At 42.1% G+C, this 19405-nt stretch carries 16 protein-coding genes; 7 read left to right on the forward strand and 9 right to left on the reverse strand.

Translation table 11 applies throughout. The features are described 5' to 3' along the window. Positions 1-2: 2 nt before the first annotated feature. Positions 3-611, forward strand: coding sequence for an L-threonylcarbamoyladenylate synthase (locus BN3283_RS01075; protein ID WP_041502450.1), 609 nt, complete (start codon positions 3-5; stop codon positions 609-611). Positions 612-682: 71 nt separating this feature from the next. On the opposite strand, the gene BN3283_RS01080 is transcribed toward BN3283_RS01075, so the two are convergent. From BN3283_RS01080 to BN3283_RS14720, 8 genes are all read right to left on the reverse strand, one after another. Continuing rightward, positions 683-2131, reverse strand: a complete 1449-nt coding sequence (locus BN3283_RS01080) for a TrkH family potassium uptake protein (protein ID WP_041502449.1) — start codon at positions 2129-2131, stop codon at positions 683-685. Continuing rightward, complete coding sequence (gene trkA, locus BN3283_RS01085; protein ID WP_041502448.1) at positions 2128-3471, reverse strand: Trk system potassium transporter TrkA; 1344 nt, start codon at positions 3469-3471, stop codon at positions 2128-2130. Before trkA ends, BN3283_RS01080 begins: the two co-directional genes overlap by 4 nt. 86 nt (positions 3472-3557) lie before the next feature. Next, entirely contained in the window at positions 3558-5504 is a 1947-nt protein-coding gene (locus BN3283_RS01090) for a ComEC/Rec2 family competence protein (protein ID WP_059025369.1), read from the reverse strand. Positions 5505-5557: 53 nt separating this feature from the next. After that, positions 5558-6112 carry a peptide deformylase gene (gene def / locus BN3283_RS01095; protein ID WP_041502446.1) on the reverse strand — a complete coding sequence of 185 codons (555 nt, stop codon included), beginning with the start codon at positions 6110-6112 and terminating at the stop codon, positions 5558-5560. 2 nt (positions 6113-6114) lie between these two features. Then, complete coding sequence (gene ruvX, locus BN3283_RS01100) at positions 6115-6540, reverse strand: Holliday junction resolvase RuvX (protein ID WP_041502445.1); 426 nt, start codon at positions 6538-6540, stop codon at positions 6115-6117. A gap of 5 nt (positions 6541-6545) precedes the next feature. Next, a complete protein-coding gene (locus BN3283_RS01105; RefSeq protein WP_059025370.1) occupies positions 6546-6857 on the reverse strand; it encodes an FtsB family cell division protein in 312 nt (103 codons plus the stop codon). 231 nt (positions 6858-7088) lie between these two features. After that, the gene (locus BN3283_RS01110; RefSeq protein ID WP_059025371.1) at positions 7089-10292 is read right to left on the reverse strand and encodes a golvesin C-terminal-like domain-containing protein; all 3204 of its coding nucleotides are present in this window, start codon (positions 10290-10292) and stop codon (positions 7089-7091) included. 68 nt (positions 10293-10360) lie between these two features. Further along, entirely contained in the window at positions 10361-10753 is a 393-nt protein-coding gene (locus tag BN3283_RS14720; protein ID WP_350308226.1) for a fibronectin type III domain-containing protein, read from the reverse strand. A gap of 954 nt (positions 10754-11707) precedes the next feature. Here BN3283_RS14720 and BN3283_RS01115 point away from each other — a divergent pair. Both BN3283_RS01115 and BN3283_RS01120 read left to right on the forward strand, forming a co-directional pair. Continuing rightward, the gene (locus BN3283_RS01115; protein WP_059025372.1) at positions 11708-12676 is read left to right on the forward strand and encodes a carbamate kinase; all 969 of its coding nucleotides are present in this window, start codon (positions 11708-11710) and stop codon (positions 12674-12676) included. A gap of 115 nt (positions 12677-12791) precedes the next feature. Continuing rightward, positions 12792-13793, forward strand: a complete 1002-nt coding sequence (locus tag BN3283_RS01120; protein ID WP_041502439.1) for an ornithine carbamoyltransferase — start codon at positions 12792-12794, stop codon at positions 13791-13793. A gap of 48 nt (positions 13794-13841) precedes the next feature. Here BN3283_RS01120 and BN3283_RS01125 read toward each other — a convergent pair whose 3' ends face one another. Next, positions 13842-14180 (reverse strand): STAS domain-containing protein, encoded by a 339-nt coding sequence (locus BN3283_RS01125; RefSeq protein ID WP_041502438.1) that lies wholly within the window; start codon positions 14178-14180, stop codon positions 13842-13844. A gap of 251 nt (positions 14181-14431) precedes the next feature. On the opposite strand from BN3283_RS01125, the gene gcvT reads away from it, so the two are divergent. From gcvT to BN3283_RS01145, 4 genes are all read left to right on the forward strand, one after another. Further along, positions 14432-15529 (forward strand): glycine cleavage system aminomethyltransferase GcvT, encoded by a 1098-nt coding sequence (gene gcvT / locus BN3283_RS01130; RefSeq protein WP_041504837.1) that lies wholly within the window; start codon positions 14432-14434, stop codon positions 15527-15529. 239 nt (positions 15530-15768) lie between these two features. Further along, positions 15769-16842: a 3-phosphoserine/phosphohydroxythreonine transaminase gene (gene serC, locus BN3283_RS01135; RefSeq protein ID WP_059025373.1), complete on the forward strand. Its 1074-nt coding sequence runs from the start codon at positions 15769-15771 to the stop codon at positions 16840-16842. A gap of 144 nt (positions 16843-16986) precedes the next feature. Continuing rightward, a complete protein-coding gene (locus BN3283_RS01140; RefSeq protein ID WP_059025374.1) occupies positions 16987-17907 on the forward strand; it encodes a 3-phosphoglycerate dehydrogenase in 921 nt (306 codons plus the stop codon). 135 nt (positions 17908-18042) lie between these two features. Then, positions 18043-19293: a DUF1015 domain-containing protein gene (locus tag BN3283_RS01145; RefSeq protein ID WP_059025375.1), complete on the forward strand. Its 1251-nt coding sequence runs from the start codon at positions 18043-18045 to the stop codon at positions 19291-19293. Positions 19294-19405: the final 112 nt, after the last annotated feature.

Genomic DNA, 19405 nt, shown 5'->3' on the forward strand with positions numbered 1-19405 from the left:
TTATGTTTGTACGCTTATTCGAGGATAATCCCAATGAAAGGGAGATTCGAAAGATTGTGGATTTGTTACACGACGGAGGCGTGATTATTTATCCTACCGATACGATCTATGCTATCGGATGCGATATTAATAACGTGAAAGCGGTGCAACGGGTATCGGCCATCCGCGGCGTGAAAGCGGAAAAGGCGAATTTCTCGATGATATGTAAAGATTTGAGTAACATATCCATTTATGCAAAAGTGAATAATGAGGTGTTCCGGACGATGAAGCAGTATATACCGGGCCCTTACACTTTCGTGTTGCCTGCCACGAATAAATTACCGAATGTGTTGATGAATAAGCGGAAAACGATAGGGATTCGCATTCCAAATAATTTTATAGTGCAGGCCATTGTAAAAGAGTTGGACGGGCCTTTGCTGACGACTTCCGTAAAGGGAGGTCCCGATGAAGAGGTCGAATACATTACGGATCCGGAATTGATTCATGAAAAATATGAAAAATTGGTAGATCTGGTCATTGACGGAGGGTACGGTAAAAATGTTCCATCTACCGTATTGGATTGTACGGGAGATGAAATAGCCGTGATCCGTCAGGGATTAGGGGAATTATAAGACCGCTTTTATGCTATAACGGCGCTTTCTTTTAAGATGGCGCCGTTTTTTATTGCTTGTTCCGAACGCAATTATTTTTTCCAGAAAGTTCTGCTAAATAAAACGAGTACGGTGAATACCTCCAGACGACCGACTAACATTAGGATTGCCAGGAATATTTTTGCAATACCGGGAAGGATGGAAAAGTTACCCATCGGGCCGATCTCTCCAAATCCCGGTCCCACGTTACTCAGGGAGGTAATAACGGCGCTACAGGCTGTCGCGATATCTTTCGTGAAAAAAGACATGATAACGCTGGAGATGCCGAATATGAAGATGTATAGAATGGCGAATCCCATCACTCCGCTCATGATGTTCGGATGCACGCTTTTGTTATTGTATTTCACGTTAATGATGCCGTTGGGGTGTATGATTCGCTTCATCTCGATGAACGAATTTTTAAACAACAGGCTTATGCGAACGCATTTTAGTCCACCGGAGGTGGAACCCGCCGAGGCTCCGACAAACATCAAGACGAAAATAATTATACCCAAGAGAGGAGGCCACAGAAGGTAATCGGTCGTCGCGTAGCCGGTGGTCGTTTGTATGGTAACGACTTGGAACAGGGCATCGCGAATGCTTTTCTCTAAATCGGAATATCCGTTAAAATAGAGCCCTAAAGCGATGATCGTACTGGATACGACGACAATAAGAAAATAGAGTTTGAATTCTTCATCCCGGAAAGGATTGCGTATCTTTTTTAAGATTACGGAGTACATGAGTCCGAAATTGGTTCCTGCCAAAAACATGAAGATAATAAATACATATTGAATATAGGCTGAGTCCCAGTAAGCGATGCTATTTTGTTTCGTTGAATACCCTCCGGTCGCCATGGTGGTGAATGAATGACAGATGGAATCGAAAAGATCCATCCCGCCTAAAAGAAGGAAAACCGTTTGCAGAAGGGTCAAGGACAAGTATAGAGTCCACATGCGCTGGGCCGTTGAGGTGAAGGTGGCCGTGAATTTGTCGTGGGTCGGGCCTGTTACTTCCGCCACGAACATATCCCGTCCTTCAATTCCGAAACCGGGTAAAATGGCCAGCAGCAATACGATGATACCGATACCTCCCATCCATTGGGTCAGGGAGCGCCAGAATAAAGTTGCGTGCGGTAGGGCTTCGACATTGTTAATAATGGAAGAGCCCGTCGTGGTGAATCCGGACATCGTTTCGAAGACGGCATCGACAATAGAGGGGATGGTATTGCCAAACAGGTAAGGCAGACAACCGAATACGGTAAAAATGACCCAGGTAGAGGTTACGATAAAATACCCGTCTTTCTTTGCTAAAACCCGGTCCTTTACTTTTACCGTAAATGCCATAAGAGATCCGGCTGTCAAGGTGATTACGGCGGAGTAGATGAATGCCAGTAAATCGTTTTCCCCGTAAATTAAAGCGACAACGATACAAAGCATGAGAAAGGCACTTTCTACTAATAAAAGTTTTCCTATGATGTTTACGATAAATCGGAAGTTGATCATTTCTGAAAGAGCTTAATTACTTTTTTTACGGCATTGGGCAAAGCGAAAATAACCACGTTGTCTCCGGCTGCAATTTGCACGTCTCCTTTGGCGATAATGGCTTCGCCATCCCGGATGACCCCTCCGACTGTGGCGTTGAGGGGAAAGTTTATATCTGCCAATGTTTTTTTGGTAATCTTGGAACCTGCTTCTGCTGTCAATTCGAAAACCTCCGCCTCGGAAAACGTCAGGAACTTCAGGTGTTTTACATCTACATTCATGGTATAGCGATAGATGTGTGAAGCGGCGATTAATTTCGTATTGACTAATGTTCCGATACCTATATTTTCGGCGAGATCGATATAATCGATATTTTCTACCTCCGCCACGCTTTTTTTCACTCCTAATTTCTTGGCTAACAGGCAAGACAATATATTTGTTTCGGAGGAGTGCGTAACGCTGATGAATGCATCCGTATTCTTTATTCCCTCTTCCCGGAGGAGGGCAAGATCTCTTCCGTCACCATTGATAACCAAAGTCGATTTTAATTTGTCGGCCAAGAGGATACATTTTTCCCGGTCTTTCTCGATAATTTTTACATTGTAATTTTTTTCCAGCAAGGAGGCTGCTTTCACTCCGATGCGGGAACCTCCCACGATAACGACATTTTTAATTTCGTATTGTGATTTTCCGCAGAGGGCAAAGATGTTGGGTACATAAAACGGCTTTGTCACAATAAAGACCAAATCCCCGTACATGAATGAATCTAATCCTCTGGGAATAATGGTCCTGTCTGCCCTTTTGATAGCGACGACCCGAAAGTTCTGTGCTCCATAGCGTTCTGCCATTTTGATCAGGGTCAGGTTCAAAACCGGGGCATTTTCCCATAGCTTAATACCCAGCAGCTGAAGCCTCCCGTCGGAAAATTCATGTAATTGTCTTGACCCGCTTTGCTTTAAAGAGGCGACAATCTCTTCTGCCGCCAAACGTTCTGGATAGATCAAAGAGTCGATCCCGATCATTTTCAAATACTCTTTGTTCTCATTTTCTAAGTATTCGCTGTTATTTACTCTGGCGATCGTTTGTTTTGCCCCTAATTTTTTGGCCAATATGGCTGAGTTGATATTCTGGTCTTCTAAATGATTTACCGCAATGAAGAGATCGCATTTGTTTACACCGGCATCTTTTAAGGCTCCGATAGAGGTACACGACCCCACGATAGACAACACGTCCAGTTGGTTTTCGAGTAATTCGAGTTTTTCCTGATCGCTGTCTATCAACATGATGTTATGCTCTTGCTTGCTGAGCATATTTGCGAGATGTGTTCCGACTTCTCCTGCTCCCGCTATAACGATATTCATTTTAGTTAGGTGTTATTTAAGCCAGCAAAATAAAGAATTATAATTTTAATACCATAATTTTGCCGAATGAAATTGCAATAAAAGAGCTATTTTAGTTTGAGTTGTAGCGATCCGTTTTCATTAGTGGTCTGCAAGGGAAGTCCTTTTTCTTTTGCCCATATCCTCCAGGCTTCAATGCTACGACTGTGATTGGAGCCGTCGAGGATGATTTTTTTCAATTGGCTTTCGGAAAGACAGGAGAGCTGGTGCGGAAAAATATTGCCGGTGATAACGAGGTAGTCGGTAGGAGGAATGTTCCGGGTTGAAGAGTCGGCAATATATAATGAAAAAGAGGGAGAGATAAGCCGATCATGCAAACGTTGTATCTCGTCCGCAATGAAGCTGTGATGAGGAGGGATGGCTTTCAGACGGTTCGCTTCGATATAGGGAAGATGCCGTGAATGGGGATAGGTATTCTTTAAAAAGGTATAATATCCCTTGTAATTCAAAAGAATCATAGAGCTGTTATAGCGGTGATAGATAACGACCTCTTGCTTGCTTTGTTTTTCGTATCGGGAGATGCCGTTGAAGAGGAGCAAAGAGAGAGAGACAAGGTATATGATATGTCGGATGTATGATTTGCGATTGGTTGTGTAGGCCCGAAAAGACAAGAGGAGGAGGTAAATTAAAACGAGTTGTACGGGGGTAGGGTAAAGATTATCCTGCACGAGAGAAAAGCGGTCAAAAATATGTAGTAGGAATAAAAGAGATCGTTCTATACCTACGATAAAAGGAGAGACAAGTAAGCCGATACATCCCGGCAATGCAAGTATTAAAATACCCCCGTATAATAGAGCCGTGGCCAAGGGAATGGCCGCGATATTAATGATAACGCTGTTTAACGTCAAAGAATGAAAATAGTAAGCTGTCAGGGGGAGGACGGCGATCTGTGCCGCTAAACTGAGAAAAAAAAGCGAACATATTTTTTGAATAACGACGGGCCGGCGGTTGGATTTTACCCGAAAAACGGGATAAAGCAGTACGATTCCCGTGTATGCCGCGTAAGACATCTGGAAGCTTACGGAATAAAGTAGCGCCGGTTTTATCAACAGGGTGAAAAAAGCGGAGGCCCCGACGGCATTTAAAGGGGTATGGTCTTTATGTAATAATTTACTTATGACAATAAAGCTTAAGATCGAGGCAGCCCTGCATGCCGACGGAGAGAGTCCCGATACGAAAGCGAACAGCCATAATAAAGGAATAAGCAGCCATTCTCCCTTTTTTAGATGAAGTACAGATAAAACAGACGTTAATAACAGATAGATGGCTCCCATATGCAGACCGGAGATCGCTAATAAATGGACTGTTCCGGTGGATTGAAATACTTTTCGATAATCCGGGGGGATATTGTATTTGTAGCCGAGACAAAGTGCTTGTAAGAGAGAGCGTGTCGTCGTATCTTTTACCATGTGATTTAATTTTTCAAGTAACGCTTTCCGGATTTTTTGCGAAAGTCCCCAAAAGGAAGATCGGTGTTTGACGGGAGTCAGCGGAGAGAGTGCGATCCCTTGTAGATGAATTCCCTGTTGTCGGAGATAATCGTTGTAATCGAATTCATAAATGTTGGAACGGGAGGAGAGGGGAAATAACCTGGCCTGGAAATAGAAACAATCTCCGATTTCCGGGCAGAGGGAATCCTTAACCTGTAAACGTATGCATAACGTTTTATTTTTTATGATGTAGTGATCGGGGGAGAATTGACCGGTGTATTCTCCTGTTATGGCATAGTTTTTCCCGTTCAGGGGAATGGGAACTTCAGGGGAATAATTTCTATACGCGGCGAGGAAAAAGAGGAACAGGACAAGGGATAGATTTTGAAATAGAAAATTTCGGGATAGTAGGAAAGTGTATGCAATCGACGCGAGCGAGAGAAGTATACCTACCGTGTATCCTTGGAGCGTGAAGGCCGTTATATGGCTGCTCCATAAAATCCCGCCTGTTACCGGAAAGGATAGCAGTATAAAAGGATATTTATGTTTGAATAAGGCAAACATACGCGATTCGTTTATAATGAATAAACTACGGCGTATGTTTTTGGACGGCCGGATTATTTCGGCAATACGACCCTGTAGTCTATTTTAAATTTACCGGCGCTAATATTGTTCAACTTGCTCTTTAATAGTCTTTTTTTCAATACGGAAAGATGATCCGTGAATACTATCCCGTCCAAATGATCGTATTCGTGTTGTATGATACGGGCACGCATTCCCTCGAATTCTTCCACGTGATCTTCCCAATTTTCGTCTTTATAGGCAATTTTTATCTTGTCTTTTCTGAGAACATCTTCGTGGATCCCGGGGATACTGAGACATCCTTCGTTTTGTAATACATTCTCTCCTGTCCGTTCTATGATGTGCGCGTTGATAAAGGTCTTTTTAAAATCTTTACACCGGGGATCGTATTCTTCAAACGGAGTTCCGTCTATCACGAAGATACGGATGTTTTTTCCAATTTGGGGTGCGGCGAGTCCTACGCCATCCGATTCGTACATGGTTTGCCACATATCTTCCAATAATTTAGGTAGTCCTTCGTAATCGGGTGTGATATCTTCCGATATTTTTCGAAGGATCGGATGTCCGTAGATATAAATAGGTAAAAGCATAGTTAAATGTTTAAATTCCGTTGTTTTTCCATATAAGACTGTAGGATGATAGTTGCGCTGATCGTGTCGACGATCGCTTTATTCTGCCTTTGTTTTTTTTTAGCTCCTCCTTCCAACAGGGCCTTATGAGCTAATACGGAGGTAAAACGTTCATCGTACATTTCCACGGGAATGGTCGGAAATTTTCGTTTTAGTGCCGTGAGGAAAGGTTTAATATAAACCATACTCTCGGAATCCGTGTTATTCAATTGCTTCGGGTAGCCCACGACAAACAGATCAACCGTTTCTTTAGAAGTATAAACTTCCAAAAATTGTAAAATTTCATGTGATCCGACCGTTGCGATACCGTTGGCAATAATACGACAAGGATCTGTTGCGGCAACTCCCACCCGTTTTTTCCCGTAATCGATAGCAACAATTCTTCCCAATACGTTTACTTTTTTATCACAATGAAAATATCTTCATTTTCATTTTTCATTAAATACTGCTCTCTCGCGAATTTTTCGAGATTATCCCGGTTACTCAATAACTCCTCTTTTTTCCGGTTGTCTTCTTCAATCTTTTTCTTGTAATATTGCTTTTCGTTTTCCAGTTTGAGAATTTTGGATTGTAATTGGATCTTGTCGATAAAACTGTATTTATCGAATAAAACGATCCAAATAACAAATACCAGAGTAACAAACGTGTACTTGTTTGCGAATCGTTGAAAAAAGTACCGGATAGGTTGTTTTTTTTCACCTTGCATATGACAAAGATACGAAGAATTCGCAGAAAATATGCAAAACCTGGACGAAAATAGCTAAGTATTTGGTTGAAAATCTCAAAAGCGTGCAGGCGTGGATACAGAGAAGAACACGCTTATGAACTACCGTTCTACCTATGTGTATGGTCGAGAGGGAATGGCAATCTTAATGAACAGAGCATTTTTGTTTATACGGGTTAAAAATGTTTTCGGGTGTAGGTTAAGCATTCATAGTTATTTTTTTACCCATTTAACAGCATCGGCCACCACTATTTGGCTCTGTTTTGACGCGTGCTCGTCTTCGTTGGGAGGAACTCCCCGGTCATCCAGTACAACGCGGGATTTTCCTGCCGGTAGGGTGAACGTGCCCAGTGATACCCAAGTAGGATCACCTTTCTCAACCTCTAAGATGATTTCCTCTTTTCCTTCCGGGGTATGGACGGTATAGTAGTTTTTTATCTTCGGGTGATTTGTTGTATTTTCATGCGCCTCTCGTGTTTCATAATAAGGTCTATTGATAAATATCTCGTATTTGCCCGCTTCCGGGAGGTATGCCACCCATTCTGCCTTGAACTTTCCCGTGCCGCACCCTTTTGTAAAAACGCTACGAATACACTCGCCGTAAACATGACGTCCTTCTGATAAGTAAGGACGACCCCACGTGTTAACTTTAAGATTAAGAAAATGATTATATTCTTCCTCGTCCTCATTTAGAACGAGATCCGCCAATCGTTTCCGATTGTCTGTGGAATCGATTAAATAGAAACCCTTGTCCTCGTTGTCGACGATGATCTCTCCCGGGGGAGAGAATTGATCCCTATCGAGCAAGGTGACTCCTTCATCGGGAATTGTGGCCGACGAGGGCAATTCTTCGTTATTGAATGAAATGACTCTCGGTAAATTTACCGAGAAATTCGTGGTGAACTCCAGGCGAAACCCGATGTTTTCATGAACGACGATTCGTTTACATTCCCCGGGTTTAACCGGGAAACTCCGCCAATTTTTAACTACCTTTTTCCCGTCTTGACTCCAGTCAACTGTAATGATCGAAACTATACCGTCTGTCTCGCCGAAATTGCCCACTTTGAAATCCGCAATCTGCGTTTTCCTCGTTTCTTTAAAGGACAGGTCTTTTATCGATAACCGTGGAATCTGGTGACCCGTGTACCACTCGTCCATGTAAGCTTGGATGTTCTGCCCGAAACGCTGCTCGAATTCTTCGATAAACGAGTCGAAGTTAACTTCCCGGAAGCGGGCTCGGGCGTTAAACTCCCGCGTGAACCGACTTAGCGAGTCCCAGGTGGTAATCGTCGTGAGATAACTCAGTAGATGGGAAACTTTTAAAGAGATAGCGAGGTATCGTTCTCCGCTGTATCCTTCCGTGATGCACCCTTTTAATCCTTTCTCTGCGATATAATTTAACATTTTCGGCATGATAAACCGTGACGGTGCTCCTTTCGTGTTCACCATTTGATTGAATATTAAATCCATACCCAAGTATCTGTCAGAGGTGATACCAATATTATGGGCCGTGAAAATGCGATCTGTGTTTATCCGGTTCAAATAATAGGGCATTATTTCGTATAGCATACATTCCTGTACACTCATGCTCGGCGTCTTGAAAAAAGCATCGGGTTTGTTATGTTCTGTCGTGGCAAATCGTTCCTCGAAAAACACTATTTCCGGTTGAATATTATCATGAAACAGGGACATGCGCAAAAAGGAGGAAGGCGTCTCGATCAGTTTAAAATACGTGAAGGGGTAAGGGTTAGGCATACTCCCCTCGATGATCTCTTTACATCGATGAAATATGCTCGTTAAGTTTCTCTCCCGCTCCGGGTCGTCTTCTTTCAGGTCTTCCCACTCGTCGAGAGGTTTCATGTAGAAATCATTTCCCGGGTAAGTGTAAAATTCCACCGTCAGGGAGTCGACCGTGATCGCTCTTTTCTTGTATTTTCCCATGCAAAGACTTAAGCCGTTCAGGTTTTGCCTGTTATTGAACGTGACGTCATCTCCCTCTCTCGCGGGTTTTCCCTGGGATAAAACGGTCATCTCGTCCGGTTTTTTAACACGAAGGGTATAGGCCGTGAAATTAATCTCTTTAGATGCCTGCATTTCGACCGGGGGAACCGCTGTCGGGTACCACATCACTTCCGGTACAAGTAACGTGAATTTATCTGACACGAAAGCCGAGCGTTTACCGTAATTTTCATGGAAGAAGGTGTAAACGACGGGAGCGAAGAAATCCTCGTCGGGGATATTTACCTGATAAATATCCTCGTCGATACGTCCCCCGTACTCGATCTCCAGTTCGATATTCTCGCCGGGTGTCAGGGAATGTTCGATGACGACAACCTGGCGATCCCTGTGAAAGGGAAGGTTTTGCCCGTCGGATTCAATCTTGTCGATCTCGAGTCCCGGGTTTAAAAAGAGTAAGAGTCGGTCTATTTTTACTTTTTTCTGGTTTTGGACCTTCATCCGGCTTGTTGCCGAAAACTGACTCCCCTTGGGTTGATACGTGATGTCGTGGGTGAGTACGCGTGAGGTGGGGTATTTATTGTATTCGAGAAACGCTTCGCGATAGGCGATTCTATTCTTCAAGCGGGTTTGAAATTTCTCGACGTAAATGTACCCCAGGCACAAGGAAAATACCAGAAGCAGGCAGGCGGAAACTATAAAATAAGGCTTTTGCCCGGGGGTCCCGGGTAATCTCTTCGCGAGTGGAACGGCAAAACAAAGAAAACTGGTTCCTAACAATAAAAAAGCGATGCGCTGGAGCAGGTAATCCTCGAGATGCATAAAGCCGGCTATCGTGGAAAAAGAGTCTGGCAACCAATTGCCGCGGAAATCCAGTATCCCGTGAAGGGGTGTTGTCAGGTAAGCGTACGCCAAGTAGAGAAAAACGGTCAGGATAAGCCAACTTAAAAAAGGGTGTTTGACCAACCTGTTGACAAGTAAGGATAACCCGGTGATAAAAACGAGCGAGGGCAGTATGCGCGTGAGGAGGTAAAATAGATTTATCAAAGGGTTAACCGGTGAATCCGGCACGAATATATTGATAAACACGCAAGCAATCATGAAAATGACATCTACTGCAAGGAACGGAAGAAGAACACCTGAAAATTCCCATAGATAGGATTGCCCGTTACCGACAGGTCGCGTGGAAAGCACTTCCCGGGTATCCGCTTTTTTTTGCTTTCTCCGGTTGTCGCAAACGATGAAAGTAATGATTAACGATTGAAACAGATTCAAAAAGTAAATCCCGCGTAAGGGAATGGATGACGCGAACGCGATATTCGACCATAGAATGCGATTTGTATCCAACGGGATCAAAACACCTATCGTGTATCCCAGTATCCCGAGAATAAAGAAGTAAAACAACCAGTTTCTTCTTACCAGTTTGCTCTCGTAAAAGGTTGCGGTTTTTAGGGCTGTCATGTTATTTCAATGATTGTTCGTTTAACTCCCGGGCAATTCATATCATGATTTCCCGGGAGTTTTCATTTTTAGTATGTTGGGTATGGATCCATAAATGTTATAGGATCGCTAACTAATGATGGCTCACTCGGTCCTGCTGCATTAAAAGCATACACTCGAAATTCCACCCGAGTTCCTTCAACCATATTTGTGGCGGTATATGTAGTAGCAGTAATAGGCGGATCAGCTTTGAATCTTTTCCACTCACTCTCCGACGTTACATATCTATACTCCACCTGATAGTGTGTCACTGGTGACCCACCGTCATATCGGGGTGGTGTCCATGTTATAGTACATCCATGTCTGTTTATATCAGTAATAACGGGCCGTCCCGGAGGACCAGGAACATCAATATGTAGGCTTGCACTCGTAAATACAAGTGTCGTGATCAAGCCCAAACTGACAAACAAGAATAGTTTCAAAATGTTCTTTTTGATAGTTTTCTTAATTTTGATGTTTATAGTGTAATTAATCTTTTCGCAAAGATAAATAATATAATCTAATATTGAAAATAATTATCATTATTATTTTAATAAAATTTATTCATAGATAGAAATATTAGCTTTTATTATTATTGATCCGTATTTCTTTTTTCAATAGCTGCGAGGCTGATAAGAGTTCAATTATCCCTATCTCAAATAGGGATGAGGTTTTCCTGTTACCGAAAAACTTGGAGTTTAAGCCTTTTAATAAATAGGACATTCTTGTAAAGGGGGCGGTATTCCGCAAGAGGGGAACGTGGTTTTGAGGCCAGCTGTAACTTGCGAGTATAACAAGAATACTTTTGCGTCGTATAAAACTGATTTAAATGTTTAAACAAAGACGAGATTGCAAATTTGCAGGGTTTGACTAAGAATATATCCCCTGATGGAATGCCAGTATTTCACTTTTGGGAAGATTAAAAGAAAGTGTCCGAAAAACTTGACAGCCCTTTGTATTTTTGGTTTGTGCGACTATCGGCGAAAAGTCAGAAGGGGATTGAAAATTCTCTTAAATGGAGTAGAATGTAGTTCAGGTATTCGAGTCGTTTAATGGTGTAAATCAAAGTGTATCTAAATGCTTTGTTGTAGCCTTCTTTCTCGATATACTCTTGTAAGCTTATTGTAGTCAAACAAATATCTGCCAACGACATCCGATATGCAAAAAAGAGAAAGTTAAACGAAAGTTCTGGTGGAAATTTTTTACGGGAAAAGATCGATTTTGCGCTGCATATTTATAAAAACGAAGGGAATATTTATACATATAGCTTATAGTCAGTGATTTATGTAAATGTAAAAATGGAATTTACCTATTTTTCATATGACTTATTTCGTTAGCTTTGTGGACGAAAATGAAACATTGAAAAGAGTTAGAAAAATAATTATAAAAGTTGTTGTATGGAAAAGAAACTGGCTGTGGTTGCCTTAGGTGGTAACGCTTTGCTGAGAGGAAATCAAAAAGGAACAATCGAGGAGCAAAATGCGAATACGGTTGATACTTTGGAGAATTTGGTCTTTTTATTGAAAGACGGATATAATCTGATCATTTCTCACGGGAATGGTCCGCAGGTGGGAAATGTTTTGATGGATAATGCTGCCGGTGTGGAGAAATTCGGAAATGCGGCAATGCCTTTAGATGTTTGTGTCGCTTATACTCAGGGACAAATCGGGTATATGATTGAACGGAATCTGCGTAATATTCTGAAAAAGCATGGAATTAAACGGAATGTAATCTCTATGGTTTCTCAGGTAATCGTGGATAAGAATGATCCCGCCATGAGCAATCCGACGAAACGTGTCGGAAAGATATACATGAAAGAGGAGGCCGACCGCTTGGCAAAAGAGAAGGGATGGGTATTTAAGGAGGAGATAAAAGTGGAAGGAGGTTGGAGACGGGTTGTCCCTTCTCCCGAGCCTATTGATTTTATGAATGCCGAGTTGGTAGAACGCTTGGCCCGGGAAGGCAATATCGTTATTACCACGGGAGGGGGAGGAATTCCCGTGTATATAGACGAACAGGGAGAAATTAAACCGTTGGAAGGTGTAATCGATAAGGATTTAGCTTCTTCCATGGTGGGTAGTCGGGTGAAAGCGGACGAATTTTATATATTGACGGACGTGCCTTATATCTATAAGGATTATAAAAAACCGACTCAAAAGGTGTTGGAGTTTTTGGATTATGCCGATACGGTAAAATATTTGGAGGATGGTACGTTTGCGGAAGGGAGTATGGCACCTAAAATCAGGGCCTGCCTGCGCTTTGTAAAGAATGGGGGGCAAAAAGCCGTGATTACGGAGGCCACGAAGTTGGAAGATAAAAAATACGGTTCGAAAATCACCATGGAGTACGAGGACGACAGAAGATGATTTTTCACTTTCTATTCTCGCTTCTATATTGTAAATTTGACGGAATTTTATAACGGAAAGAATATTGTCCTTTTCAATATGAAATAGGGAATCATAAATTTAAAATTATATTAGTATGGCTTTTAATTTAAGAAACAGGAATTTTTTGAAGTTATTGGACTTCACTCCGAAAGAGATTAAATACATGTTGGATTTGGCTGCTGATTTGAAAAAAGCGAAGTATGCCGGAACAGAACAACCTCGTTTGAAAGGGAAAAATATCGCTTTGATATTCGAGAAAACATCTACTCGTACGCGTTGTGCTTTTGAGGTAGCCGCTTATGATCAAGGAGCTCACGTGACTTATCTCGGTCCTTCCGGATCTCAGATCGGCGTGAAGGAGTCGATGAAGGATACGGCTCGTGTCCTGGGACGCATGTACGACGGAATAGAGTATCGCGGATTTGCTCAGAAAACAGTTGAAGAGTTGGCCGAGTATGCTGGTGTACCCGTGTGGAACGGATTGACGAACGAGTTTCATCCGACCCAGATCCTGGCTGACTTCCTGACGATGATGGAGCATTCGGACAAACCGTTGAATCAGGTTACTTTTGCTTATCTCGGGGATGCTCGTTTTAACATGGGCAATTCGTTGATGGTCGGTGGTGCTAAGATGGGAATGGACGTACGTATTGTTGCGCCGAAGGGATTGCAACCCGATGCGGAATTAGTAGCCACATGTCAGGAGATCGCCAAGGAAACCGGAGCTAAAGTTACGATTACGGATAATGTTGAAGCTGGAGTGAAGGGGTGCGATTTCTTGTACACGGACGTATGGGTGTCTATGGGCGAGCCTGCAGAGGTTTGGGCGGAGAGAATCAAACTTTTGACCCCGTATCAGGTGAATAAGAAAGTGATGGAGATGACTGGAAACAAGAATTGTAAATTTATGCATTGTTTACCGGCATATCACAATCTGGAAACTCAAGTAGGGCGCGACGTGAACAAACAATTCGGGATGGATGGAATCGAAGTGACCGAAGAGGTATTCGAATCTGAAAATTCAATCGTATTCGATGAAGCCGAAAACCGTATGCATACGATCAAAGCTGTTATGGTTGCTACTTTAGGTGACTAATGCAAGATACAATAACAAGAAAAGCGGGTTTTAACCCGCTTTTTTTATTTACATCGATTGTAAACAAGTTTCTCTGGTTCCGGTAATATCGAAGATTACTTGCAAGTGCAGTAATTTGAAAATCTCTAATACCTCTGGGGTAAGATTGCATAATTTCAAAGTAGATCCGATACTTTTAGCAGTCTTGAATAGAGCAATGATACAACCGATACCACTACTATCGATAAAATCAATTCCATGGAGATCGAAAACCATTTTACACTCCTTGTTGTTTAAAAGTGGTCTGAGTTGTTGTTTTACTTCGTCGGCGATGGATAATGTAAATCGGGTTACATCCACAAACTCGACAAGAGTAATTCCGTTTTGTTCTGTTACATTGAGAATCATTGTTAATTGGTTTATTAAGGATTAATATTTATCGTAGTTTATGTTTTTTCATTCGAAAAGGTATTGTTTTTGCCCTTTATCCGGGTACTATGTTGCAAAAGTAATCATTTTTTATTGGAATAAAAAGCAGAATAATTCCGAAAGATAATATTTTTACAGAAAGGATGGCAAGGATAAATAAAAATTTTAACTTTGCGGAACGTTTAACACAACGTGCGGAAAATAATATAAATATAAAAATAACAGATAAAATGAAAACTACCGTTTTTACACATTTTCATGAAGCGCTTGGAGCGAGAATGGCTCCGTTTGCCGGTTATAACATGCCGATAGAATATACTGGCATTAAGGAAGAACACAATACGGTTCGGGAAAAGATCGGGGTATTTGATGTTTCCCATATGGGCGAATTCTGGGTGAAGGGCCCCAAGGCTTTTGAATTGGTTCAGAAATTAACGTCCAATGATGTAGCCGCGCTAACGGACGGAAAAGTTCAATATAGTTGCTTCCCCAACGAGACGGGTGGAATAGTGGATGATCTTTTGGTATATCGTTTCAGCGCGGAAAAGTATTTGTTGGTGGTAAATGCCGCCAATATCGACAAGGATTGGGAGTGGTGCACAAAGTGGGCCAAAGAGTTGGGAATGAATGTCGATACGGATTTGGAAAATGCATCGGATAATATTTGTCAGTTAGCAGTTCAGGGACCTTTGGCATTGAAAGCGATGCAAAAATTGACTACGGCAAATGTAGAGGATATGGAGTATTATACGTTCCAGGAAATTCCTTTTGCAGGAGTAGACAAAGTGATATTTTCCACCACGGGTTATACCGGGGCGGGAGGATGTGAAATTTATGCTTATAATAAAGATGCCGATAAGATTTGGAACGCTGTATTCGAAGCCGGGGCAGAATTCGGAATAAAGCCGGCAGGCTTGGGAGCCCGGGACACTTTACGTTTAGAGGCGGGCTTCTGTTTATACGGACATGAAATTGACGATACTCATTCTCCGATAGAAGCAGGCTTGGGTTGGATTACCAAATTTGTTCCGGGAAATGATTTTATCAACCGGGCTTATCACGAGAAGTTGAAAGCGGATAAACCTTCCCGTTACATGAAACCGTTCGAATTATTGGATAAAGGTATCGCTCGTCAGGGATATGTGATCGAAGATGCCGAAGGAAACGAGATCGGAGTCGTTTGTTCCGGGACTGTTTCCCCTTGGACTGGAAAATCTATCGGAACCGGATACGTGAAGAGCGGTTTCCATAAATTGGATACTGAGATTTATATTCGGGTAAGAAATAAAGCTCTTAAGGCAAAGATTGTAAAGACGCCGTTCTTTTAATCGGATGCACGGAGTCGTATAATCAGAGAGGCATCCGGAGACGGATGCTTCCTCTTTTTTTTAAATACAAAGTAGGTCTGTAGAGGACTTTGGTAAGGAGGCAAGTTGTTTGATTTTCAGTAAATAAGAAAAACGAATAAAAAAACGGTAAAAAGGTTTTTTATACAGACTTATTTCGCATATTTGTAGTGTTTTTATAAATAAGATTTTCGTATTAAATCTATTAAATAATTTTAGTGATGAGAAAACATATTTTTAATGCCGGTCCTTGTAAATTACCGGATTCTACATTGGAAAATGTATCAAAGGCTGTTCTTGAGTTCGGAAACACGGGGCAATCTATTATGGAGGTATCTCACCGTTCTGCAGATTTTCAAGCTGTTTACGATGAAGCCGTTGCCTTGTTCAAAGAGGTGTTGAACATTCCGGAAGGTTATTCTGTACTTTTCTTGGGAGGTGGAGCCAGCATGCAGTTTTGTATGATTCCGTACAACTTTTTAAACAAAAAAGCTGCTTACGTGAATACCGGAACTTGGTCTACGGCTGCCATTAAGGAGGCTAAAATGTGGGGTGAGGTGGAAATCGTGGCTTCTTCTGAAGCTGACGGATTTACTTACTATCCGAAATTTACTATCCCTTCTGACGTGGATTATATGCACATTACCTCAAACAATACCATTCGCGGTACTGAAATTTTTGAAGATCCGACTTCTCCGGTGCCTTTGATTGCCGACATGTCTTCTGATATCTGCAGTCGTCCGGTTGATGTGGCTAAATATGCAATGATCTATGGCGGTTGCCAAAAGAATCTCGGACCTGCCGGTGTTACTTTCGTGATCATTAAGAATGACTTTTTGAATAACGTGGTAAAAGACAGAATGATTCCGACGATGTTGAGATATCAGACTCATGTGGACAAAGAATCGATGTACAATACACCTCCTTGTATCAACATCTTTGGCGTAAAAGAGACGTTGAAATGGGTTAAAGCGATGGGTGGAGTGAAAGCCATGGAGGAGTTGGCTATCGAAAGAGCCGATATGGTTTACGCTGAATTGGAGAGAAGTAAAGTTTTCCGTCCGGTCGTTAAAGAAGGTTCTCGTTCCAGAATGAACATTCCGTTCTTGTTGAGAGAAGGATACGAGTCTTTGGAGAAAGAATTCCTTGATTTCGCAAAATCCAAGAATTTGGTAGGTCTTAAAGGTCACCGTTCAGTAGGTGGTTTCCGTGCTTCTACTTATAACGCATGTACGATTGAAGATGTAAAAGCTTTGGTCGCCGCTATGCAAGAATTTGAAGCAAAACACATTTAACGATTATAGGTTTACGATTTCAGATCTACATTCGGTTTGCTTGGGGCGGGCTGACTGTGATCCGGAATCGTAAATCTTTTTTTTATTATTTAAAACATACGATGTATTCCGATTCGGGAGACTCGTGATTTAAAATTTATCGAGATGGCAAAGAAAGTTTTAGTCGCAACAGAAAAACCGTTTGCTGCTGTTGCAGTGAAAGGAATTAAAGAGATTGTTGAAGCTCAGGGATATGAGTTCGTCCTATTAGAAAAATATACTTCACAGGCCGAGTTGCTTGCAGCTGTTGCTGATGTGGATGCTATGATTATCCGTTCTGATAAAGCAACCAAGGAAGTGATCGATGCTGCCAAGAATTTGAAAGTAATCGTTCGTGCGGGAGCCGGATACGACAATATCGATTTGGCCGCTTGTACTGCACGTGGCATTGTTGCCATGAATACCCCGGGACAAAATTCAAATGCCGTTGCCGAATTAGCTTTCGGTATGATGATTTACATGGCCCGTAATTTCTATAACGGAAAATCGGGTTCCGAGTTGAAAGACAAGACGATCGGTATTCATGCTTATGGAAATGTAGGGCAGAATGTTGGACGTATCGCCCGGGGATTCGGTATGGAAGTATACGCTTTTGACCCTTTCATGACGGACGAGCAGATCAAAGCTGCTGGTGCTACTCCGTTGCACTCTGCTGAGGAGATGTATAAAAAATGTCAATACATCTCGTTGCATATTCCGGCAACGGAACAAACTAAAAAATCGATCAATTACAATTTGTTGAAAGACATGCCGAAGGGAGCCGTTCTGGTAAATACAGCCCGTCAGGAAGTAATCGACGAAGAAGGGTTGGCTAAATTGATGAAAGAGAGAAACGATTTCCACTATATTACCGATATTGCTCCGGTATGTGATTGTTTCAGTAAATTCGAAGGTCGCTTCTTTGCCACTCCTAAAAAAATGGGAGCTCAGACAGAAGAGGCTAACGTGAATGCAGGTTTGGCTGCAGCGCATCAAATTGTTAATTTCTTCGAGAAAGGCGATCAAAAATTTAAAGTAAACAAATAAATTGTAAATTTTGGGTTTACGATGAAGAGGATTCGGGAAATAGGTGATTCGAAGGTTGAATATAGAGTTTAGATAATCGCCCGATTACTAATTTTTCGTATAGTTAAGTCGTAGACTGCTAAATCAAAATGAAATATGGCTATAGTAAAACCATTTAAAGGATTACGTCCACCAACCCAAGAGGTTTGCGAAGAGTTGGCGTGTCTGCCTTATGATGTGATGAATTCGGAGGAAGCCGCTCAGATGGCTGCCGGAAAGCCTCGTTCTTTATTGCATGTTACCCGTGCGGAGATCGATTGTGCTCCGGGTACGGATATTCATTCGGAAACCGTTTATAACAAGAGTGTAGAGAACTTTAAAATGTTTCAGGACAAAGGTTGGTTAATACAGGATGCCGAACCTAAGTTTTATATTTACGCTCAGACGATGGAGGGAAGAACTCAATACGGTATCGTGGGTTGTGCCGCTTGCGAAGACTACATGAACGGAATCATTAAGAAACATGAATTGACTCGTCCGGATAAGGAAGAGGATCGTATGATCTTAACCCGTTACGTGAAGGCCAATCTGGAACCCGTATTTTTCGCCTATAAGGCTGTTCCTGAGATTGACGCTATCGTGGATGATATCGTGAAAAACCGGAAAGCCGATTATGATTTTGTGGCCGAAGACGGTTTCGGACATCATTTTTGGGCTATCAACTGTCCGGAAACCAATAAACGTTTGGAAGAGTTGTTCGCGACAAAAGTTCCTTATACTTATGTAGCCGACGGACACCACAGAACAGCTGCTGCTGCCCGTATCGGAGCCGAGTTCAAATCTAAGAATCCGGACCATAACGGAACAGAGGAGTACAATTTCTTCATGGCCGTGCATTTCCCGGATACTCAGTTGAAAATTATCGATTACAACCGGGTTGTGAGGGATTTGAACGGGTTGACAGAGGAGGAGTTATTGGCTAAATTAGCCGATCATTTTACCGTGGAGTGTATGGGAACTGAAATATACCATCCGGCTAAATTGCATGAATTCAGCATGTATTTGGGTGGCAAGTGGTATAAACTGACAGCTAAAGCGGGAAGCTACGATGATAATGATCCTATCGGAGTATTGGATGTGACGATCCTGTCCAATCATGTGTTGGCGGATATTCTTGATATCCAGGATTTGCGTCGTTCTACTCGTATAGATTTTGTCGGTGGAATCCGCGGTTTGGGTGAGTTGAAACGTCGTGTCGATAGCGGTGAAATGAAAGTGGCTTTTGCCCTTTATCCCGTTTCTATGGAGCAATTGATTAACATTGCAGATACGGGTAATATTATGCCGCCGAAGACTACTTGGTTTGAACCGAAGCTTCGTTCCGGAATGGTAATTCATAAAATCTGATTATAGCGGCCTTCGGGCCGCTTTTTTTATGTCTTGAAGCTTTATTAATTTAGACAATTTTGTACCTTTGTTTTGCCAAAGTATATTTATCGGGTAAATACCGCAGTAGATG

Origin of the sequence: Gabonibacter massiliensis, from assembly GCA_001487125.1 — a bacterium.
GTDB lineage: Bacteria > Bacteroidota > Bacteroidia > Bacteroidales > Marinifilaceae > Gabonibacter > Gabonibacter massiliensis.